Below are 21,200 nucleotides of genomic sequence, written 5' to 3' on the forward strand. Positions count from 1 at the left end.
ACCAATGGCGGGTGAAGCTGTTTTTCAATCCAGGGCATTTCATTTGATCCTTAAGTCAAATGAAATGCCCTGACGCCTTGTTTCGTCGCATTGTCTGGTCGTTGAAACAGTACCGTTTCAACCAGAAATGCTCCAGTGGAAAGCCATGGTTAGTCTGATGCCACCTCTGATTTTGCTGGGCCTTGTGGGAGCCGCTGCCTATTATGGTGTGCGGCGCATGCAGAAAGAGGCTGCACGTCTGTCTGCGCGCAACCGGCAAACCGAAGCAGAGCTGAAAAATCAGGCTCATGGCACATTGGTGCGCGGCGAGGATGGAGTGTATCGGCCCAACATCGATTGAGCCTTGCAACTGTCGGAAGCTGCTCCTCACCTCATTGTCTTGCCGTGAAACGTAACCGTTTCAACGAGAAATGTGAAAACCTTTTGTTTTGTCGCATTGTCTTGCCGTTGAAACGTGACCGTTTCAACGAGAAATGCTTTAGGGCACTTGACCGGTCCGCCGCACGCATGGCAACTCCGGGCGATAGTCCAGCTCTGAAAGCCGCTTGCCATGTCCGACCTGCCTCTTCATATGCGCCCGGAACGCTCGTTCCAGGGCTTGATTTTGGCTTTGCACCGCTATTGGGCAGATTTTGGCTGCGTCATTCTGCAACCCTATGACATGGAAGTGGGGGCCGGCACCTTTCACCCCGCAACCACATTGCGCGCACTGGGGCCAAAACGCTGGAATGCCGCCTATGTGCAGCCATCCCGCCGGCCGAAAGATGGGCGCTATGGCGAAAACCCGAACCGGCTGCAGCACTATTATCAGTATCAGGTTATCCTCAAGCCCAATCCTGCCAATTTGCAGGAACTGTATCTCGGTTCACTCAGCGCCATTGGCGTGGACCAGCTGACGCACGACATACGCTTCGTGGAAGATGACTGGGAAAGCCCGACACTCGGCGCGTGGGGCCTGGGCTGGGAATGCTGGTGCGACGGAATGGAAGTTTCGCAGTTCACCTATTTTCAGCAGGTGTGCGGCATAGAGTGCTCTCCCGTTGCAGGAGAACTGACATACGGGCTGGAGCGGCTCGCAATGTATGTTCAGAATGTCGACAATGTTTATGAGCTGAACTTCAACGGGCGGGAAGGCGACGAAAAGGTAACCTATGGCGACGTGTTTCTGCAGGCTGAGCAGGAATATTCGCGGTACAATTTTGAATATGCCAACACCGCAGTTCTGCTGAAGCATTTTGAAGATGCCGAACGCGAATGCCTGGCATTGCTGGCAGCAGGCGCGCCAGACAGCGCAAGCGCTTTGCATCGCTGTGTTTTGCCCGCCTATGACCAGACGATCAAGGCCAGCCACGTCTTCAACCTGCTTGATGCGCGCGGCGTTATTTCCGTAACAGAACGCCAGAGCTACATTCTGCGCGTACGCTCCCTTGCGAAGGCGTGCGGCGAGGCATTTCTGCTGACCGAAGCAGGCGGTGCCACCGCCATTTGAGGCAGTTGATTTTATGCCTGTGGTTGTGCCTTTATTCGGGTAGTCAGATTGTCTGCAATGATCTTCCAATCACCTCAGACAATCCAATTTTGTTTTGTCCCATTGCCTTGCCGTTCAAACGGAACAGTTTCAACGACAAATGCTCTAGCAGGAGAATGGCATGCTTTGGAAAGGCCGCAGGCAAAGCACCAATGTTTCAGACCGACGCGGTGCCGGTGGCGGCGGCGGCTTTGGTGGGCCGATGCGCATTCCCGTGCGAGCGGGCGGTGGCGGCGGCATCGGCTTTCTGATCATCATCGGCATTTTGTGGCTGGGATTTGGCATTAACCCGCTGACTTTGCTGGGGTTGGACGGCGGCGGCGGCGCCCCGACCACGCAAACCGCCACGCAGAACCCGGCAGGCCCGCGTGGCGATGACGAGGCCCGCGATTTTGTCGCGACGGTTCTGGCCGATACCGAAGACACGTGGAACCGGCGTTTTTCCGAATCGGGATCAAGCTATACTGAGCCAAAGCTGGTGCTGTTCACCGGTTCGGTGCAGTCTGCCTGCGGTATGGCCGGCTCTGCCAGCGGTCCGTTTTACTGCCCCGCCGACCGCCAGGTTTACATTGACCTTTCATTTTTCCGGCAGTTGGCAACACAGCTTCAGGCGCCGGGCGAGTTTGCACAGGCTTATGTGATTGCGCATGAAGTCGGGCATCATGTGCAAAACCTGATTGGCGTATTGCCGCGCACAATGCAGCTGCGTCAGCAGCTTTCGCCGTCTGATGCCAATGCAATATCGGTGTTGACGGAATTGCAGGCAGACTGCTTTGCCGGGGTGTGGGCGCATGACACGTTTGAAGCCGGTTATCTGGAGCCGGGCGACATTGAATCGGCTTTGAATGCCGCCACACAGATTGGCGATGACACGCTGCAACGCCGCACGCAGGGCGAAGTGGTGCCGGACAGCTTTACGCATGGCACTTCCGCGCAGCGCAAAGAATGGTTCAGCCGGGGCTATGAAACTGGCGACACCGATCAGTGCGACACATTTCAGGGGCGGTTATAACCGCCTCTGCCACCGCTTTGCCTTGACAGCGCGGCTATGGTGTCGGATTGACCAGTTCACGTTAACACCGGCCCAGTGCCAACCTGTCTGCCGCAGGACGGGTGGAAAGTATGAGTCATGCCCGATCTGCTTCTTGAGCTTTGTTCCGAGGAAATTCCTGCTCGCATGCAGCGCAAGGCTGCTGGCGATCTGAAGAAACTGGTAACTGATGCGCTGGTGGAAGCCGGTCTGACCTATGATGGCGCGCGCGAATACTGGACGCCGCGCCGCCTGGTGCTGGATCTTCGCGGGTTGGAAGCGCGCTCACGCGATGTGCGGGAAGAGCGCAAGGGCCCGCGCACCGATGCACCGGAAAAGGCCATTGAAGGCTTCCTGCGCGGGGCTGGCTTGATCTCGATTGAGCAGGCTGAAAAGCGGTCGGACGGCAAAAAAGGTGAGTTCTACGTTGCGGTAATCGAACGTCCGGGTCGTTTGGCGGAAGAGATCATTGCCGACATCATGCCTGGCATTATCCGCGATTTTCCGTGGCCGAAATCCATGCGCTGGGGCGCTGCCTCTCGCGAGCCGGGAAGTCTGCGCTGGGTGCGCCCGCTGCAATCGATCATCTGTCTGTTCGGCCCGGAAAATGGCGAAACCGTTGTCGTGCCGTTCGAGGTTGCGGGCATACAGTCCGGCAACACCACGGTGGGCCACCGCTTCCACGCGCCGGAGGAATTCGCTGTCCGCCGGTTTGACGACTATGTGGCAAAGCTGGAAAAAGCCCGCGTGGTGCTGGATGCGGAGCGCCGCAAGCAGATTATCCAAACCGACGCTGAAACACTGGCCTTTGCACAAGGGCTGGAAGTTCTGGCCGATGAGGGGTTGCTGGAAGAGGTCAGTGGTCTGGTGGAATGGCCGGTGGTGCTGATGGGGTCTTTCGATCCGGCCTTTCTGTCCATTCCGGCCGAAATGATCCAGCTGACAATTCGCACCAATCAGAAATGCTTTGTCACCCGCCACCGGGACGGTGAGGGGCTGGCTGACAAATTTCTGCTGGTGGCCAATATAGATGCCAGCGATGGCGGAGCGGAAATTGCCCGTGGCAATGGCAAGGTTGTCAGAGCGCGGCTTTCCGACGCGCTGTATTTCTGGCAGACCGACCAGGGCGCGCTTCCTGACCAGACTGTGTTGCAGGATGCTGCCGGAAAATTTGGTCTTGAGCTTGCCAAGCCACTGGACCAGCGTATGGCCAAGCTGGATGCGCTGAATGTAACCTTTCATGCCAAACTGGGAACGCAGGGCCAGCGGGTGCGCCGCATGGCCGATCTGGCCGTGGCGCTGGCGCCGCTGACCGGCGCTGATGTGGAGCTGACACGCAGGGCGGCGGTGTTGGCCAAAGCCGATCTGACCACCGAAGCCGTGGGCGAATTTCCGGAGTTGCAGGGGCTGATGGGCCGCAAATACGCGGCGCTGCAAGGTGAAGCGGACAGCGTGCAGAGCGCAATTGAAGACCACTATAAGCCACTGGGGCCTGGGGACAGGGTGCCAACCGATAGCGTTGCTGCGACTGTGGCGCTGGCCGACAAGCTGGATACCCTTGCCGGTTTCTGGTCGATTGACGAAAAGCCCACCGGCTCCAAAGACCCTTACGCATTGCGCCGCGCTGCACTGGGTGTCATCCGCATTCTGCTTGATAACAACATCCGCCTGCGGCTTGGGCAGTTCATTCCCGCAGGGGATTTGCTGGCATTCTTTCATGATCGGCTGAAGGTGCAGCTTCGCGACAGCGGGGCCCGTCACGATCTGGTGGATGCGGTGCTGTACGGTTCTGCCGATGACAGCAAGGATGATCTGGTTGACCTTTCGCGCCGGGTTGCTGCCTTGGGGTTGATGCTGGACACGGAAGATGGCCGCAACCTTCTGGCCGCCTATCGGCGGGCAGCCAATATTCTGGCAGCGGAAGAAAAGAAGGGCACAGCAGTTGCCGCAGCAGTTGATGCCGGCTTGTTTGAAGAGGCAGAGGAAACCGCGCTGCTGGAAGCGATTGTGGCGACAGAAACTGCGGTTGAGCAGGCGGTGAGCAGCGAAAACTACCCGGCAGCGGCAGCAGCCCTTGCCACATTGCGCGCACCGGCTGATGCCTTTTTTGAAAAAGTGCTGGTCAATGCGGAAAACCCGGATGTTCGTGCCAACCGGCTGGCATTGCTGGCACGCATTCGCACAGCAACCGAACAGGTAGCTGATTTCTCGCGGATTGCCGGATAATTTCGATCAGTAAAAGTTGAAGAGCCGGAGCCACGCAAGCTGCAAAGTGCAGTATTAGAGCGTTTACAGGTGTTTTTCGCTTCTGCAGACGCTCGTACATTTACAATCATAGGTTTCGCATCAAGGTTCCGTTAAGGAAAAAGACACTTCTTTGCACCTATTCTGCCCTTAACTCGCCAGAATGAGATGGCATAAGCTGCTGAAATGGCAGCAAAAAATATCTTACTTCTCTGTTCGCGGACCGATTCGGAAAGCGTTTACCGCAGTGCGATGGAGACGAGGGGGCCTAATTTATGCAAAGTCCGGCTGCGGCGTTAAAGGCCGCAACGCGTTGGATCACGGCACTTGCTGCCGGGGCAGTTATTGGTTTGTCATCGCCAGCAATGGCGCTGTGGAACGAGCCCTGGAAAAATGCCGACCGCGCTTTGGTGATCGATGCCTATGAGTTCAACCCGATTGATTGGCTTGAACTGACAAGCGACAAGCGCATTGCCGGATTTATCAACAAGGCCTCGGACGGCATGCCACCGGCATGGTCTTGCCGGGGACTAACAGGCGACGACGAAAACCTTTGCAAAAATCGGTGGTGGAAATACTCCGTTACCAAGGAACTTTATCAGACACGCCGCACCATGGCCAAGCAGCTTGGCCTGAAATGGGGCGCGTATCATCTGGGCCGCCCTGGCAACCCGCGCGAGCAGGCAGACCATTTTCTGGAATTTGCCGAGCCAAGCGATGATGAACTGATCGCCATTGATATTGAGGACAACACCTCTGAGTGGATGTCGCTGGCAGATGCTGAAATCTTCGCCGACCAGATCAAGATCCGCACGGGCCGGTATCCGGTGCTTTACACCAACGGCTCAACTGCTGCCTATGTGGACAAGAACCGCGAGACTTACCCGCTCCTGTCCCGCCTGCCACTCTGGTATGCCCGCTACCGGGACGACATTACCGGGCTTTTCCCTCAGGATAGCTGGCCAAGCTATGCCCTGTGGCAGTTTTCCTCGATGCACAATTGCAATGACCGCTCGTGCCCTTACCGGGTTAATGGCGCAAAGACCGATATTGACGTGAATGTTTCGCCGCTGAGCGTCGCGGAGCTGAAAAAGGCCTGGCCATTCGGTGAGTTGACCCAGCGGAAGAATGAAACTGAGCCGACACTGATGGTCAGCGCCTACAATGCAGTAGACGCCGGGCGCGTTGATCCGCTGGCCTTGCTTTCCGAAGCTGCGCGGCGTGAGCATGCCGGCAAGCCGAACCAGCCTATACTGTCATCGCTGACACGCGGACCAAAGGTCGATCCGGATATGCCGGGCGACCACGCTCCAGTGGGCATGTTTGCTTCACTGCTGGACTCAATGGACAGGTTTGAAATGCGGATGCGCCGCGTCTGGAACGCCTTGACCGATGATGTTCCCGCTCAGGAAGCACCAAGCCGATTGTCTTCCCTGTTGCAGGCCTCTCCGCCGCTGCAACTGGCAAGCGCACCGCGCATACCGGAAGAGGCTCGCTCTTTCATTATTGAGCAGATGAAAAAGGCACAGGCCGCACAGGCCGCACAGGCTCAAGCCAAGGCAACGGCTAAGGACGCAGCCGTACCGGTGACTGCGCTGACCGATCTTGCCACAGAACGTGGCGGCCGGTTGACCGGTGCAGCTTCAGCACTGGAAAGCCTGATGCTGAGCGGTGGGCGTGTGGCTTCGGCTTTTGAGGTCACACAGTAAAATTACGTCGCCAATCAAGTCCATATTGGTTTGTGCATATGGAATCAGCTAAACCCTGTCGAAAGATGGCGTTTGGCGGATCAGACATGCAGATACTGGACAGTGCGCTGGAGGCTACACGCGATGCCGCAGCCGCACGTTTGATGGCCGGTGAGTTGGTGGCCCTGCCAACCGAAACCGTCTATGGCCTTGCCGGTGATGCCACAAACGGCCAGGCCGTTGCCCGAATATACGAGGCCAAAGGCCGCCCGGCATTTAATCCGCTGATTGCACATGTTTCCAGTTTTGAAATGGCACGGCAATTGGTGGACATGAACCCGGTGGCAGAAAAGCTTGCTGCGCAGTTCTGGCCGGGGCCTCTGACGCTGGTTCTGCCTGTGGCGGAGGGCTGTCCGGTGCATCCGCTGGCCACCGCAGGTTTGCCGACACTGGCTGTGCGCATGCCCGCTGGCCCCATGCGCGACATTGTCAGAAGAGTTGGCCGTCCCCTCGCAGCGCCCAGCGCCAACCGTTCCGGCGGAGTTTCCCCAACCACAGCGGCGCATGTTGCGCACAGCCTTGGCGAAAAGGTCGGCATGATTGTCGATGGCGGTTCGGCGCGGGTTGGACTGGAATCCACCATCGTCAAGTCCGGAGAAACAGGCATTTACCTTCTGCGCCCCGGCGGTTTGCCACGTGAGGCGATTGAAGACTTTCTGGGCATGGAGCTGCTCGGCGGCGGCGAAGGCGGCATCGAAGCGCCGGGGCAGATGACCTCGCACTATGCACCCTCCGGTCATGTGCGGCTGAACGCTGTTGCCGTGAAACCGGGCGAATATCTGATCGGCTTTGGATCGCAGGCACTGCCGGGGCAGGAACATGCTGCCGGTTTTGCCAATCTTAGCCCCACTGGTGATCTGGTTGAAGCCGCGGCAAATCTGTTTGCCGTGCTGGCAGCGTTTGATGCGCCGGGCATCCACACCATTGCCGTTGCACCTGTGCCGGAGCATGGGTTGGGACTGGCCATAAACGATCGCCTGCGCCGCGCGGCTGCTCCCCGGCCGTTTCAACCGGAAAAGCTGTAGCTTGTTTGGAGAGCCTGAAATGAACGACAATTCAGTCACACAGCCGGTTTCCGATGAGCTGGTTCAACGCTTCAGCCAGATTGTCGGAACTGCCCACGCACTGACGGACGAAGGCGACATTGCGCCCTATGTGCACGAAGAGCGTGATTTGTTCAGCGGCAGGACGCGGCTGGTGTTGCGCCCTAAAACCGTGGACGAAGTTTCGCAGATCATGAAGCTGGCGAACGAGACACGCACGCCCATCGTGCCACAGGGTGGCAATACCGGGTTGGTTGGTGGGCAGTCTCCACGCTCGGAAGCCGAAGTGCTGCTTTCACTTTCCCGGATGAACGCTATTCGTGATGTGGATGTGGCCGGGCGCACGCTGATTGCCGAAGCCGGAGTTATTCTGCAGCACGTTCAGGAGGCGGCCGATGAGGCGGGCCTGATGTTTCCGCTGTCGCTCGGTTCGGAAGGCTCATGTCAGATTGGAGGCAACCTGTCATCCAATGCCGGGGGGACGGGCGTTCTGGCCTATGGCAATTCGCGCGAATTGTGCCTTGGTGTTGAAGCCGTGTTGCCGAGCGGCGAAATTTACCACGGTCTGCGTCGGTTGAAGAAAGACAATCGCGGCTATGACCTGCGGGATCTTCTGATCGGCTCTGAGGGAACACTGGCCGTTTTAACCGCGGCGGTCTTGAAGCTTTCTCCCAAGCCGGCAGGACGGGAGGTTGCCTATGTGGGGCTGGCTTCGCCGGAAGCGGCCTTGAATCTGCTGAAGCTGGCCGAGGCTCGTGCCGGGACACAACTCACAGCTTTCGAATTGATGCCGCGCATTGGCATGGAGTTTACGATTCGCCATACGCAAGGAGCGCGTGATCCACTGGAAGCGCCCCATCAATGGTATGTGCTGATGGAAATATCTTCCTCCCGCTCGGCAGAGGATGCCCGCGCCACAATGGAGGCGGTTCTGGAAGCGGCTTTTGAAGCGGGCGATGTGGATGATGCGGCCATTGCGCAGTCTCTCGCCGACGCAAAGGCATTCTGGCGCATGCGGGAAGAGTTGAGCTGGGCGCAAAAGCCGGAAGGCGGATCCATCAAGCACGATGTGTCTGTGCCGGTGGCATTGGTGCCGCAGTTTCTGGCTGAAGCCGGGCTGGCGGTGCTGAAAGCCATTCCCGGCGCGCGCATTGTGTCATTCGGCCATATGGGTGATGGCAATATTCACTACAACATTTCGCAGCCGGTGGGCGCGGACAAGGAAATGTTTCTCGCCCGCTGGGGAGAGATGAACGACATCGTTCATGGAATCGTGGCTGGCCTGGGCGGCAGCTTTTCGGCAGAACACGGAATTGGCCAGTTGAAGCGGGCAGAACTGGCAAAAAACAAGGCAGGTATTGAGCTGGAGTTAATGCACAGGATTAAGAAAGCGTTTGATCCTTACTCAATTCTAAACCCCGGAAAACTGCTTTAATAACTTGTTCAAGCGTACCATTTGATAACCTTGAATTCAGCTACGAATACTTAACCGCATTTCTTCAGAGGCTCGAAACACACGCCAGCTAGATTGATCACAACAGAGCCGGATGACCGGCACGTTCAGATCATGAAGGCGACAGGCAATGAGCATCGTTTCCGGAAAAAGCACAATCAATCCAGCCTGGACACGTACGCCGATCCGTCTGGACCCGGCTGTGGCAGATCGCAAGATCAGCTTTGACATCATGGACGGCGAGGAACTGGTGTCTTATCGCGTTGATCGCCGCGGAGCTGTGGTGCGCAGAATGTATGGTGGCAGCAACGTGCCGGTTTCGGTTCCGCTTGCGCCTTCCGCCTTTCGCGGCGTTGCGGCGCGGGCAATGGAAGAGGCGGCCGGGCATGTTACGGTGACGCTGGAGCTTTTGCATGAAGATGCCAGCCTGAGCGTGCCGCTGCTTGTGGCCACGGACCTGTTTGATGTGGCTGCAGACTGGCGCAGCTGGGCAGATTTGTTCGCGCTGCCAATGTTGATGGTTGAGGCTGACGGAACTGTGACTGCGCTGGACGACACATTGGGGCAACTGCGTGCAGCCAGCCCGGCAGACCGGCGCCGCAACTACCACAAGGGCCGCCGCCCACGCTTTCTTGTGCGCCGCAAACCCGGCGGTCTGGCTATGCGGATGAAAATTGAAGGCCACGAGATCATTGCACGCAAGTGAACACAAACAATTCACATAACTGCGCTTGCTGTTGAAACGGTTGCGCTTCAGCGACAAGACACGGCAACAAAACAGCGAACTGGAGCAGTCCAGGCTCTGACTTTCTTGCTTTCACTCCCTGCATTTGCGTCAAATCAAAGAGGTCGAGACATTTTTGCGCTTCTATTGGAAGTGGAAGTGTTTCAGGCGCTCTGTTTGTCTGGCAGTCAGGAGATGGATTATGGCAGCAAAAATGAAAGCCGCGATCTTTGTTGAGAAAGGTCGCATCGTTCTGGACGAAAAGCCGATCCCCGATGTCGGGCCGCAGGATGCGCTGGTGCGCATCACCACAACCACGATTTGTGGCACCGACGTGCATATTCTCAAAGGCGAGTATCCGGTTGAAAAGCGCCTGACCATTGGCCACGAACCGGTTGGCATCATCGAAAAACTCGGCAGCTCTGTGACTGGCTATCATGAAGGCCAGCGGGTTATTGCCGGTGCCATCACACCATCAGGCCATTCCTATGCCTGTCTGTGCGGTTGCGGCTCGCAGGATGGGCCAGGCACACGCCATGGTTTCAAAGTGGCTGGCGGCTGGAAATTCGGCAACACGATAGATGGGTGTCAGGCCGAGTATGTTCTGGTTAAAGACGCGATGGCCAATCTGAGCCCCATTCCCGATCATTTGACCGATGAAGAAGTGTTGATGTGCCCGGACATCATGTCCACCGGCTTTTCAGGTGCCGAACGCGGCAATGTTCGCATTGGCGACACGGTGGTGGTGTTCGCTCTTGGTCCGATTGGCCTGTGTGCAGTGGCAGGTGCCAAACTGATGGGTGCAACCAGAATTATCGGCGTGGACACAGTGCCAGCTCGCATGGAAGCGGCCAGAAAACTGGGTGCAGACCATGTGGTGGATTTCAGGGCGGGTGACCCGGTTGAACAGATTCTGGCACTGACAGACGGGCGAGGCGTTGATGTGGCCATTGAGGCGCTGGGCACCCAATCCACCTTCGAATCCAGCCTAAAGGTTCTGCGGCCCGGCGGTACTCTTTCCAGCCTGGGCGTGTACTCATCCGATCTTGCCATTCCGCTGGCGGCTTTTGGTGCCGGGCTGGGAGATTACACCATTGTGTCGACGCTGTGCCCCGGCGGTAAGGAAAGAATGCGCCGGTTGATGGAAGTGTGCGGCTCTGGCCGAATTGACCTGAAACCGCTTGTGACCCATCGATACAAGCTGGATGACATTGAGGCCGCCTATGACCTGTTTGCCAATCAGCGCGACGGCGTTTTGAAAATAGCCATCACACCGTAAATCCCTGAAGCATTTCAGGTGGTCTTTCGATCGCCTGAAATGTAGTTTCAATGGCAAATGCTTTAACTGGAATAGGGAAAAGACAGCATCCACAAAGCTGAGGCTATCAGTCCCAGAAACAGGATCCAGCCAAACAGATTGTTGGATCGGAACAGTTTCAGGCACTCATCCGGATTGTCGATATCCAGGCTGCTGATCTGCCAGATCATCTGCCCCGCACCAATGGCCAGTCCGGCATAGGCCGGCCAGGCGGGGCCGGTGGTGCCAATGCCAGTGGCCAGATAGGCCAGAAAAAAGCAAACAAGCGCGCTGCCATAAAGCCAGATCAGCGCCGCGCGCGTGCGGCTGCCAAACAGACGGGCAGTGGAACGCACACCCACCAGCGCATCATCTTCCCTGTCCTGATGAGCGTAAATCGTGTCGTAGCCAACAGTCCACACAACCGCGCCGATATAAAGCAGCACCGGCGCAAGATCGAGCGCGCCCCAGTAAGATGCCCAGCCCATCAGCGCGCCCCACGAAAAGGCAAGCCCAAGGCCAAGTTGCGGCCAATCTGTAAACCGCTTGAGAAACGGATAGATTGCAACCACGGCCAGTGAGGCGATGCCGAGCACCATTGCATAGGGCGGAAACTGAATCAGCACCGCAAAACCCACAAGCGCCTGCAACACCAGAAACAGTTTTGCCCGCCTGCGGCTGACCCGGCCGGAAGGCAGCGGCCGAGAGCGTGTGCGGGCCACCTGATTGTCAATGTTCTGATCCACCAGGTCATTATAGGTGCAACCAGCGCCGCGCATGGCGATGGCACCTATGACGAAAAGCGCAAGATGCCAGAAACTTGGCAGGCCGGTGTGGACGGCTGACTGGGCCGCCGCCTGAGGGGCAAGAGCCGCGCTCCACCAGCAGGGCCACATCAGAAGCTGCCAGCCAATCGGCCTGTCCCACCGCGCCAACTGCGCATAGGGGCGCAGTGCCGGAGGCAGGATCCGGTACACAAAGTTTTCTGAAGGGGCGTCGGCTACCCGGCCATTTTCCATCACCGCCTTGTCCTTATGGTTCGGCATCAGGCGCGAGGAATGACGTGAATTGCGGCTGCGTCAAGCAGTTTTGCGTTAATTTCAACGGTTTCATGCTTGACCCGGTGGCTTGGTTGAACCTAATCCGAAGTGTCCCAGCAGATTGACGGAAATTATGAAAACCAATCTTCTTCTCATCGGTTCAGGTGGTCGCGAACATGCACTGGCCTGCAAACTGGCCAGTTCACCCATGCTCGGCCGGTTTTACGCCGCACCCGGCAACCCCGGCATCGGCGAACATGCCGAGCTTGTGTCTCTGGATTTCGCCGACCACGTGGCCGTGGTGGAATTTTGCACCCGCAACGAGATTGATCTTGTGGTTGTCGGGCCGGAAGTGCCTCTGGTTGCCGGAATTGCCGATGCGCTGGAAAAGGCCGGTATTCTGGTTTTTGGCCCGAGCCGCGCCGCGGCGCAACTGGAAGGGTCGAAAGGCTTTACCAAGGAATTGTGCTCACGGGCCAATATTCCAACAGCGCGATACCGCCGCTTCAACAATGTGGAAAAGGCCAAAGCCTATATTCGCAGTGAAGGTGCACCCATTGTCGTCAAGGCAGACGGACTTGCTGCCGGCAAAGGCGTAACCGTTGCGGAAACAGTTGATGAAGCGCTGGCGGCGGTGGAAGACTGGTTGACGGAGCCTGGCGCAGAAGTTGTCGTGGAAGAGTGCCTGACAGGGCCGGAAATCAGCGTATTCTGCCTGTGTGATGGCAAAATTGCAGTGCCGTTCGGCACGGCGGAAGACCACAAGCGCGCTTATGACGGAGATAAAGGCCCAAACACCGGCGGCATGGGTGCCTATTCACCTTCCGGCCTGGTGACGCCGGAGCTCCTGTCGCGCGCCATGGATGACATCATCTACCCGACACTGCGGGAAATGGCCGAAGCCGCAATGCCGTTCAAGGGCATTCTCTATGCCGGTCTGATGCTGACCGCGGATGGGCCGAAGCTGATCGAGTATAATGTGCGTTTCGGCGACCCGGAATGTCAGGTTCTGCTGATGCGGCTGAAGAGCGACCTTCTGCCTATGTTGCTGGGGGCCGCCAAAGGCGATCTTTCCGGCGTTGAACCGCAATGGAGCGAAGAGCCCGCCGTCACGGTTGTCATGGCCAGCAACGGTTATCCCGGGTCTTACGCGCGCGGGACTCACATTCGCCATCTGCCGCCTGTGGCGGATGGGGAAAAAATCTTTCATGCCGGCACACGGCTGGAGGGCGACAGGCTGCTGGCAGATGGGGGCCGCGTGCTGAACGTCACCGCTCGCGGTGCCACGGTGGTTGAGGCTGTTTCCAAGGCATACAAGCTTGTCAGCAAGGTGGACTGGCCGGATGGTTTCTGCCGCAGCGACATTGCCCATCGTGCAATGTCTGGAAAGTGATGACGGCTTTTTAAACTGAAATTGCCGCAGGCACTGGCCAATTCTGTACAAACTCTTACGTTAGGGGAAGAGTTTGTACAGGAGGCGCGGACTATGGCACAGGCATCGTTTCGTCGGGATAAACTGACAAGGCCAATTTTTCGCTGGGCAAAAAAGGCCATGCCATCCATCTCCGACACCGAGGCAAAGGCCATTGGTGCGGGCACTGTCTGGTGGGATGGTGAGCTGTTTTCCGGCACCCCGGACTGGGACAAGCTGGTGGCCATGCCACCCGCTGTCCTGTCGGAAAAAGAGCGGGCATTTCTCAATGGACCGGTGGAGCGGCTCTGCTCCATGATCGATGACTGGAAAATCAGCACAGTCGATCACGACCTGCCGCCGGAAGTCTGGGATTTCATGCGCCGGGAAAAATTCTTCGGCATGATCATTCCGGAAGAGTATGGCGGCCTGGGCTTTTCCAACACCGCACATTCGGAAGTGGTGCGCAAAGTCTCTTCAGTCAGCGTGGTTGCGGGCGTAACCGTCATGGTGCCGAATTCGCTTGGCCCGGGTGAACTGATGCTGCATTTCGGCACGCCGGAGCAAAAAAATCACTGGCTGCCGCGGCTGGCGGATGGCCGTGAAATCCCGTGCTTTGGCCTGACTTCGGCAGAGGCCGGGTCTGATGCCGCTTCCATGCGCGACACGGGCATTGTGGAATTTGGTGAGCATGAAGGCCAGCGCGTGCTGGGCATCCGGCTGAATTTCGACAAGCGCTACATCACCCTGGGTCCGGTTTCCACTGTGATGGGCCTTGCCTTTAAAATGCGGGATCCGGAAAACCACCTTGGCCGTGGGCCGGAACTGGGCATTACCGTGGCGCTGATTCCCACATCCACCCCGGGTGTTTCAGTCGGCGACAGGCATGTGCCGCTTTCCACCTATTTTCAGAACGGTCCATTGCATGGGCGGGATGTGTTCATTCCGATGGAATGGATACTGGGCGGCCCGGCGCAGATCGGCGAGGGCTGGACCATGCTGATGACCGCCCTTGCAGCGGGGCGCAGCATTTCACTGCCATCACAATCTGCGGCTGCCTGCGCCATGGCAGCGCGGGTCAGCGGTGCCTATGCGCGTGTCCGCTCGCAGTTCAATGTGCCAATAGGCCGGTTTGAGGGCATTCAGGAGCCACTGGCCGAAATTGCTGCAAATGCCTATCAGGTGGACGCGGCGCGCCGGCTGACAGTTGCCGCGCTGGATCAGGGCCACCGCCCGTCCGTGCTTGGTGCTATCATGAAATCCAACGCCACGGAGCGTATGCGCCAGTCCGTTACCCACGCCATGGATATTCATGGCGGTAAGGGCATTGTGGAAGGGCCGCGTAATTACATGGCCCCGCAATACCGGTCTGTGCCGATTGGCATTACCGTGGAGGGCGCCAATATTCTGACCCGCAGCCTGATGATTTTCGGGCAGGGAGCAATTCGTGCGCATCCATACATGCTGAAAGAAATGCAGGCCTTGTCCGAACCGGATGCAGAAAAAGGTCTGGACGAGTTTGACAAGCATTTCTGGGCGCATGCCGGACACTCGGTGAAAAATGCCTTCCGCACCTTTCTGCGCGGCTGGACGGCTGGAATAGCTGCACCTGCGCCGGAAAAAGCCGAACTGACCAGCCATTGGCGGCAACTTTCCCGATTGTCAGCGGCCTTTGCCCTGACCGCGGATCTGGCTCTTCTGACCATGGGCGGCGGGTTGAAGCGCAAGGAAATGCTGTCTGGCAGGCTGGGGGATGTTCTGTCCGAGCTTTATCTGCTGGCTGCCTGCCTCAAGCGCTTTGAAACCGAAGGCAGGCCAGAAGCCGACAAGCCGCTGATCGAATATGTCATGCGCCGGGGTGTTAACCGCATCTCGCATGCGTTTGACGCCATAATGGCAAATCTGCCATCGCGTCTGGCTGCGCTGACGGTCCGTATCATCGCATTTCCGCTGGGAACGCCATACACACCGCTTCGCGATGAACTGATCACCGAAGTGGCGGAGATTCTGATGCGGCCAACCTCGCAACGCGACAGGCTGACAGCCGATCTGTATCTGGGTGCCGGCCGCGAGAATTACGCCATTGCCGAACTGGAAACAGCCTTTGATCTTGTAACAAAGGCCGAGCCTGCGGCCCGCAAACTGCGCGATGCAAAATTGCGGGATCCGGATGAAGGTCTTGCCAAGGGTATCCTGAACATATCCGAGCACACGGGTCTGCGAGAGGCCGAAGCCGCCATTTCCCGTGTGGTGGCAGTGGATGCCTTTGCCAGCGAGGAAGTTGCGCCGGCATCGGGCAGAAATGGCCACGGAATGGATAGAATGGAGGCGGCACAATGACGCGAGCAGTCTACATTGTAGACGGCGCACGCACGCCATTCCTGAAAGCGCGCGGCAAACCCGGCCCGTTCACACCGGTTGATCTGGCAGTGCAATGCGGCAGGCCGCTTCTGCTTCGCCAGGGCTTTGATCCTGCATTGATTGATCTGGTGATCCTTGGCTGCGTTAATGTCATTGCTGATGAAATGAACCCGGCGCGGGTTGCCGGCCTGCGACTTGGTCTGCCAGAGGCAACTCCCGCCTATACGGTTCAGATCAATTGCGGGTCCGGCATGCAATCCATCGACTCGGCATTTCGCACAATTGAAGCCGGCCACGCCGATATTGTGCTTGCGGGTGGAACCGAGGCGCTGAGTCATTCGCCTCTGGTTCTGCGCAAAGAGGCGGTGGACTGGTTTGCGGCACTGAACACGGCGCGCAGCACCAGCGCCAAGTTGAAAGCCATCAGCGGCCTGCGCCCCGGATTCCTGAAACCGGAAATCGGGCTGGAGCGCGGGTTGACTGACCCGATTACCAATCTGGGCATGGGGCAGACGGCGGAAAAGATTGGCCATTTGTTCGGCATTACGCGAGAGGCCGCCGATGCCTATGCGGTTGAAAGCCACAAAAGGCTGGCCGCGGCACAGGCCGAAGGGCGGCTGGCTGATGAAGTGTTTCCGGCTTTTTCACGCGATGGGCAGGTTTATACGCAGGATGACGGTGTGCGGGCTGATTCCACGGTGCAAAGCCTGGGTGCATTGAAGCCGGTGTTTGAAAAGCCCTATGGCAAGGTTACGGCTGGAAATTCGTCGCAGATCACCGATGGCGCGTCATGGGTGCTGCTGGCAGGTGAGGAGGCAGTTGCGAAGCACTCGCTGACGGTGCTGGCAAAGATTGTTGATTCACATTGGGGCGCGCTCGACCCATCCATTATGGGCCTTGGGCCGGTTGTGGCCACCGCGCCGGTGTTGAAGCGGCAGGACATGCGCCTTGCAGATGTGGATTTGTGGGAACTGAACGAGGCTTTTGCTGCGCAGGTTCTGGCATGTCTTGCCGCATTTGAGGATGAAGAGGTCTGCCGCGATGTGTTGGGCCTTGACGGCGCGGCGGGAACCATTCCCCGCGACAGGCTGAATGTGGATGGCGGGGCGATTTCGCTGGGCCACCCGGTGGGCACCAGCGGCACCCGCATAACGCTGCACCTGGCCAATGCCTTGCGCCAGCGCGGTCTGCGGCGAGGCATTGCCACAGAATGTATTGGCGGCGGGCAAGGCGGCGCAATGCTGCTGGAAACAGCGTAACCACGGAAGGAAATGGCGATGGACACGATGTTGAAGACGCTTTCCGGCCGGGTCATGGAACTTGGACCGCTGCGCAATGTGGCAGCAGAGGGCAACTGGCGCGTTGCCGTGGATGACAACCGGGTGATGTGGCTGGCACTGGACCGGCCCGGCAAGGCGGTCAACGTCATTGACCGCCCGGTACTGGAAGAGTTGAACCAGTTGATTGACCGCATTGAGGCCGAACGGCCCGTAGCCGTGGTCATTCGCGGGGCCAAGTCCGCGGGTTTTGCTGCAGGAGCCGATATCAACCAGTTTGTTGGCGCATCGGTGGATGAGATACGCGGCATGCTGGGGCAGGGCCACATTGTGCTGGACAGGCTGGCCGCCCTGCTGCCGCCCACCATTGCCATTGTTCACGGCCATTGCCTGGGCGGCGGGCTTGAGCTGGCGCTGGCCTGCAAATTCCGATTGGCGGTTCCAGGTGCATCATTGGGCTTCCCGGAAGTCATGCTGGGGCTGCATCCAGGTCTGGGTGGCACTTTTCGCGCAACGGCGGTTGCCGATCCGGTGGAAGCCATGACCATAATGCTGACCGGCAAATCGGTGGATGCCAAGCGGGCCCGCTCCATGGGGCTGGTGGATGACGTGGTGGAAGAGCGCCACTTGCAGAACGCCGTGCAGGCTGTGGTTTCCGGTGTGCTTCGCGCGCCGCGCAAGGGCATGCGCACCAGAGCGTTTTCGCTTGGCCCGGCCCGGCGCTTCGCGGCGTCGCAAATGCGCAAGAAGGCTGCTGAAACCGCACCGGAGGCGCACTACCCGGCACCATACAGATTGATAGACAACTGGGAAAAATATGGCGGCGATGAAGATGCCATGCGGAAGGCCGAGCTGGAAAGCTTCGCCGAGCTGGTGGAAACGCCGACTGCGCAAAACCTGATCCGCTGCTTTTTCCTGCGGGAAACGATGCGTGGCTTGAAAACAGGCAAATCCGGCGTTTCGCATGTCCATGTGGTTGGCGCGGGCACCATGGGTGGCGATATTGCCGCATGGGCGGCGCGGCAGGGCTTTGTCGTAACGCTGCAGGATGTGCAGCCGGAACCGATCGGGCGGGCTATGGCCAGTGCCGCCAAAATGCTTCAGGCGACATTGAAAGACCCGCTCAAGGTGCGGGACGCATTGGACCGGCTTGTGCCGGACATGAAAGGTCTTGGGCTGCGCGATGCGGATATCGTTATTGAGGCGGTCCCTGAAAAGCTGGACCTGAAAGCCCGCATCTATGCCGATATCGAGCCGAAGCTGAAGGAAGGAGCAATCCTTGCAACCAACACGTCTGCCCTGCCGCTGGAGCAACTGGCGGAAAAGCTGACCGACCCTTCGCGCTTTGTCGGCCTGCACTTTTTTAACCCGGTCTCTCGCATGCAACTGGTGGAAATTGTTTCCCACAAGGCTGTTGCACCTGAAACCGCGCGGCGCGCGCTGGATTTTGCAGTGGAACTGCAACGCCTGCCGGCGCCGGTGCAGTCTGCCCCTGGCTTTCTGGTCAATCGCGCGTTGACACCGTACATGGCCGAAGCGCTGTTGATGGTGGGAGAAGGCATTCCCAAAGAGCGGATCGACGCGCGGGCAGAAGCCTTCGGCATGCCGATGGGGCCCGTGGAACTGGCCGACCGGGTGGGCCTGGATGTCGCTGTGGAGGTTTCCCGCAGTCTTACAGAGCGCCTGGACACCGGTTTTCCGCCCATACCGGAGTGGTTGGAGAACATGGTGCGGGAGGGTCGCCTGGGCGTCAAAACCAAAGGCGGGCTGTATGAATATGACGATGGCAAACCCAAAAAAGCCTCACTGGACAGCATAGCCGATAAAGCGCCCGATGACCCGGATCTGGAAGACCGGTTGATTTTGCCAATGTTAAACGCCCTTGTTGCCAGCTTGCGGGAAGGTGTTGTTTCGCAAGAAGATATTGCGGATGGCGCTATGGTTTTCGGCACGGGTTTTGCACCATTTCGTGGCGGGCCACTGCACTATGCCCGCCAGCGCGGAGTGGGTGAAATTGTAACAACAATGCGCCGACTGGAGGAAAAACACGGGCGGCGATTTGCGCCGGATGCTGGTTGGGAGAGCATGCAATAGGCTGGTCACAACCTGTGGTAAATTGACGCGATTGCCAGACCGCTTTAGACCGTTTCACGCGATCACCTCATCGCAGAAAAACGGTCTAACTCTCTGTTTTGTCGCATTGTCTTAAGGTTGAAACGATTCCGTTCCAACAAGAAATGCTCTAGCTGATCATCTGACATCGCTTTTTTAGGAAAAACTGGATGTATAAAGCGCCGGTGGAAGAAATCGCCCACATGCTGAGCAAGGTTGCTGGCCTTGATCAGGCAATGGAAAAAGGCGAAGCAGGTGAACTGACCCCCGATCTGCTGAGTGCAATTCTGGAAGAGGCGGGCAAATTTGCTGGCGAGGCAGCCGCCCCCTTGTATGAAATCGGCGACCGTGAGGGGGCTAGCTACAGCGATGGCCGCGTGACAATGCCCCGTGGCTGGAAAGAGCTTTACACCGCATGGCTTGAGGCAGGTTGGAATGGTCTGAGCGGGCCGGTTGAAGCAGGTGGTCAAGGCTTGCCGATCGCGCTTTCAGTGGCTGTTACCGAAATGTGGAACAGCGCTTCCATGGCCTTTGGTATTGGCCCGACGCTGACAATCGGCACAGTGGAAGCGCTGCACCGGCACGGTTCTGAAAAGCTGCAGGCGGTCTATCTGGAAAAGCTGACATCAGGTGAGTGGATGGGCACCATGAACCTGACCGAGCCGCAGGCCGGAACCGACCTTGCTGCGCTTCGCAGCCGGGCGGAGCGGCGCGATGATGGCACCTATCACCTGTTCGGGCAGAAAATTTTCATCACCTTTGGCGAGCATGACCTGACGGAAAACATTGTGCATTTTGTGCTGGCTCGGCTGCCCGATGCGCCCGCTGGCAACAAAGGGCTTTCGCTTTTTCTGGTGCCAAAATTCATTCCCGATGAAAATGGCGCGCCCGGTCTGTTGAACGATGTGAACTGCGTTGGCATCGAACACAAAATGGGCATTCACGCATCCCCCACATGCACGATGATCTACGGCGGCGGAGCCGGGGAAACCGGTGAACCCGGCGCGGTGTCATGGCTGGTTGGCGAAGAGAATAACGGCCTGGCCTGCATGTTCACCATGATGAATTCGGCACGGCTATATGTTGGCATCCAGGGGCTGGGTGTTGCCGAGGCGGCCACCCAGTTGGCGCAGTCCTATGCCAATGATCGCCTGCAGGGACGCCGCCCGGGCAACCCGGCCGATATGGTGCCCATTGCCGAGCACCCGGATGTTCGCCGCATGCTGATGACCATGAAGGCGCTGACCGGCGCCGCAAGGGCAATTTGCTATGCCTGCGGTGTGGCGTTGGACCTTGCCCACAGCAATGATCCGCAAACTGCCCGTTTCTGGAATGATCGCGCCAGTCTGTTGACGCCAATGGCCAAAAGCTTTTCGTCGGATATTGGTGTCGAGGTGGCGTCGCTGGGCATCCAGGTGCATGGCGGCATGGGCTATATTGAAGAAACCGGCGCAGCGCGGCTGTACCGTGATGCACGCATTGCCTGTATTTACGAAGGCACAAACGGCGTTCAGGCCATGGATCTGGTTGGCCGCAAGCTTTCACTTTCGGGGGGCGAAGCGGTCAAATCGCTGCTGTCAGAATTTGATGCAGTGGTGGAAGACGTTCGTGCCTCCAACCGGCCGGAATTTGGCGAAACTGCCAATGCGTTGGCCGCAGCGCTGGCGGATCTGCGTGAGGCGGCGGAGTTTCTTGGCCGGAATGGTGGGGACATTGCGCTTTATGGCGCAACACCGTTTCAACGGTTGTTTTCACTTGTGGCTGGCGCTGGCTACCTTGCAAGATCGGCTCTGGCGTCTGATGCTGCCGAGCGTGTGGCGCTGGCACGGTTTATGGCAGAGGATGTGCTGGCCGATGTGTCCGGCCTGAAACGCCGTACAATGGCCGGTGCAGTGCTGGCAGAGACCTCTGTCGCTATTTTGGCATGAATGG

The 21,200-nt window shown here is 58.2% G+C and carries 15 protein-coding genes; 14 read left to right on the forward strand and 1 reads right to left on the reverse strand.

The features are described from left to right. Positions 1–157 precede the first annotated feature (157 nt). The 9 genes from FPY71_RS05015 (at position 158) to FPY71_RS05055 (ending at position 11,049) form a co-directional block, all read left to right on the forward strand. Positions 158–340 carry a hypothetical protein gene (locus FPY71_RS05015; protein WP_149298178.1) on the forward strand — a complete coding sequence of 61 codons (183 nt, stop codon included), beginning with the start codon at positions 158–160 and terminating at the stop codon, positions 338–340. Positions 341–550: 210 nt separating this feature from the next. After that, complete coding sequence (locus FPY71_RS05020) at positions 551–1,489, forward strand: glycine--tRNA ligase subunit alpha (protein ID WP_149298180.1); 939 nt, start codon at positions 551–553, stop codon at positions 1,487–1,489. Between the two features lie 160 nt (positions 1,490–1,649). Next, the gene (gene ypfJ / locus FPY71_RS05025) at positions 1,650–2,540 is read left to right on the forward strand and encodes a KPN_02809 family neutral zinc metallopeptidase (protein ID WP_149298182.1); all 891 of its coding nucleotides are present in this window, start codon (positions 1,650–1,652) and stop codon (positions 2,538–2,540) included. Between the two features lie 117 nt (positions 2,541–2,657). After that, positions 2,658–4,784, forward strand: coding sequence for a glycine--tRNA ligase subunit beta (gene glyS, locus FPY71_RS05030; protein ID WP_149298184.1), 2,127 nt, complete (start codon positions 2,658–2,660; stop codon positions 4,782–4,784). Positions 4,785–5,077: 293 nt separating this feature from the next. Then, positions 5,078–6,511 (forward strand): glycoside hydrolase family 25 protein, encoded by a 1,434-nt coding sequence (locus tag FPY71_RS05035; RefSeq protein ID WP_149298186.1) that lies wholly within the window; start codon positions 5,078–5,080, stop codon positions 6,509–6,511. Between the two features lie 86 nt (positions 6,512–6,597). Next, entirely contained in the window at positions 6,598–7,575 is a 978-nt protein-coding gene (locus tag FPY71_RS05040; RefSeq protein WP_149298188.1) for an L-threonylcarbamoyladenylate synthase, read from the forward strand. A 19-nt stretch (positions 7,576–7,594) separates the two neighbouring features. Continuing rightward, positions 7,595–9,028 carry an FAD-binding oxidoreductase gene (locus FPY71_RS05045; RefSeq protein WP_149298190.1) on the forward strand — a complete coding sequence of 478 codons (1,434 nt, stop codon included), beginning with the start codon at positions 7,595–7,597 and terminating at the stop codon, positions 9,026–9,028. Between the two features lie 148 nt (positions 9,029–9,176). Beyond that, positions 9,177–9,752, forward strand: coding sequence for a DUF6101 family protein (locus tag FPY71_RS05050; protein WP_149298192.1), 576 nt, complete (start codon positions 9,177–9,179; stop codon positions 9,750–9,752). Between the two features lie 220 nt (positions 9,753–9,972). Continuing rightward, the gene (locus FPY71_RS05055) at positions 9,973–11,049 is read left to right on the forward strand and encodes an NAD(P)-dependent alcohol dehydrogenase (protein WP_149298193.1); all 1,077 of its coding nucleotides are present in this window, start codon (positions 9,973–9,975) and stop codon (positions 11,047–11,049) included. 62 nt (positions 11,050–11,111) lie between these two features. Here the strand turns inward: FPY71_RS05055 and ubiA are convergent, their stop codons facing one another. Continuing rightward, positions 11,112–12,113, reverse strand: coding sequence for a 4-hydroxybenzoate octaprenyltransferase (ubiA, locus tag FPY71_RS05060; RefSeq protein WP_149298195.1), 1,002 nt, complete (start codon positions 12,111–12,113; stop codon positions 11,112–11,114). A gap of 127 nt (positions 12,114–12,240) precedes the next feature. Between ubiA and purD the strand changes: the two genes are divergently transcribed. From purD to FPY71_RS05085, 5 genes are all read left to right on the forward strand, one after another. Continuing rightward, positions 12,241–13,500 carry a phosphoribosylamine--glycine ligase gene (purD, locus tag FPY71_RS05065; RefSeq protein ID WP_149298197.1) on the forward strand — a complete coding sequence of 420 codons (1,260 nt, stop codon included), beginning with the start codon at positions 12,241–12,243 and terminating at the stop codon, positions 13,498–13,500. 93 nt (positions 13,501–13,593) lie between these two features. Beyond that, positions 13,594–15,858 (forward strand): acyl-CoA dehydrogenase, encoded by a 2,265-nt coding sequence (locus FPY71_RS05070; RefSeq protein WP_149298198.1) that lies wholly within the window; start codon positions 13,594–13,596, stop codon positions 15,856–15,858. Further along, positions 15,855–17,138 (forward strand): acetyl-CoA C-acetyltransferase, encoded by a 1,284-nt coding sequence (locus tag FPY71_RS05075; RefSeq protein WP_149298200.1) that lies wholly within the window; start codon positions 15,855–15,857, stop codon positions 17,136–17,138. The genes FPY71_RS05070 and FPY71_RS05075 overlap by 4 nt, the downstream gene beginning before the upstream one ends. Before the next feature lie 18 nt (positions 17,139–17,156). After that, entirely contained in the window at positions 17,157–19,250 is a 2,094-nt protein-coding gene (locus FPY71_RS05080; protein WP_149298202.1) for a 3-hydroxyacyl-CoA dehydrogenase NAD-binding domain-containing protein, read from the forward strand. A 188-nt stretch (positions 19,251–19,438) separates the two neighbouring features. Further along, positions 19,439–21,196, forward strand: coding sequence for an acyl-CoA dehydrogenase family protein (locus tag FPY71_RS05085; RefSeq protein ID WP_149298204.1), 1,758 nt, complete (start codon positions 19,439–19,441; stop codon positions 21,194–21,196). Positions 21,197–21,200 lie beyond the last annotated feature (4 nt).

Source organism: Aureimonas fodinaquatilis, from assembly GCF_008369445.1.
GTDB classification, from domain to species: domain Bacteria; phylum Pseudomonadota; class Alphaproteobacteria; order Rhizobiales; family Rhizobiaceae; genus Aureimonas; species Aureimonas fodinaquatilis.

What these genes read in the sequence shown, in the direction of transcription:
- FPY71_RS05015 (WP_149298178.1), top strand. Translation starts at nt 158, where the DNA reads ATGCCACCTCTGATTTTGCTGGGCCTTGTGGGAGCCGCTGCCTATTAT.
- FPY71_RS05020 (WP_149298180.1), top strand. Translation starts at nt 551, where the DNA reads ATGTCCGACCTGCCTCTTCATATGCGCCCGGAACGCTCGTTCCAGGGC.
- ypfJ (WP_149298182.1), top strand. Translation starts at nt 1,650, where the DNA reads ATGCTTTGGAAAGGCCGCAGGCAAAGCACCAATGTTTCAGACCGACGC.
- glyS (WP_149298184.1), top strand. Translation starts at nt 2,658, where the DNA reads ATGCCCGATCTGCTTCTTGAGCTTTGTTCCGAGGAAATTCCTGCTCGC.
- FPY71_RS05035 (WP_149298186.1), top strand. Translation starts at nt 5,078, where the DNA reads ATGCAAAGTCCGGCTGCGGCGTTAAAGGCCGCAACGCGTTGGATCACG.
- FPY71_RS05040 (WP_149298188.1), top strand. Translation starts at nt 6,598, where the DNA reads ATGCAGATACTGGACAGTGCGCTGGAGGCTACACGCGATGCCGCAGCC.
- FPY71_RS05045 (WP_149298190.1), top strand. Translation starts at nt 7,595, where the DNA reads ATGAACGACAATTCAGTCACACAGCCGGTTTCCGATGAGCTGGTTCAA.
- FPY71_RS05050 (WP_149298192.1), top strand. Translation starts at nt 9,177, where the DNA reads ATGAGCATCGTTTCCGGAAAAAGCACAATCAATCCAGCCTGGACACGT.
- FPY71_RS05055 (WP_149298193.1), top strand. Translation starts at nt 9,973, where the DNA reads ATGGCAGCAAAAATGAAAGCCGCGATCTTTGTTGAGAAAGGTCGCATC.
- ubiA (WP_149298195.1), bottom strand. Translation starts at nt 12,113, where the DNA reads ATGCCGAACCATAAGGACAAGGCGGTGATGGAAAATGGCCGGGTAGCC.
- purD (WP_149298197.1), top strand. Translation starts at nt 12,241, where the DNA reads ATGAAAACCAATCTTCTTCTCATCGGTTCAGGTGGTCGCGAACATGCA.
- FPY71_RS05070 (WP_149298198.1), top strand. Translation starts at nt 13,594, where the DNA reads ATGGCACAGGCATCGTTTCGTCGGGATAAACTGACAAGGCCAATTTTT.
- FPY71_RS05075 (WP_149298200.1), top strand. Translation starts at nt 15,855, where the DNA reads ATGACGCGAGCAGTCTACATTGTAGACGGCGCACGCACGCCATTCCTG.
- FPY71_RS05080 (WP_149298202.1), top strand. Translation starts at nt 17,157, where the DNA reads ATGGACACGATGTTGAAGACGCTTTCCGGCCGGGTCATGGAACTTGGA.
- FPY71_RS05085 (WP_149298204.1), top strand. Translation starts at nt 19,439, where the DNA reads ATGTATAAAGCGCCGGTGGAAGAAATCGCCCACATGCTGAGCAAGGTT.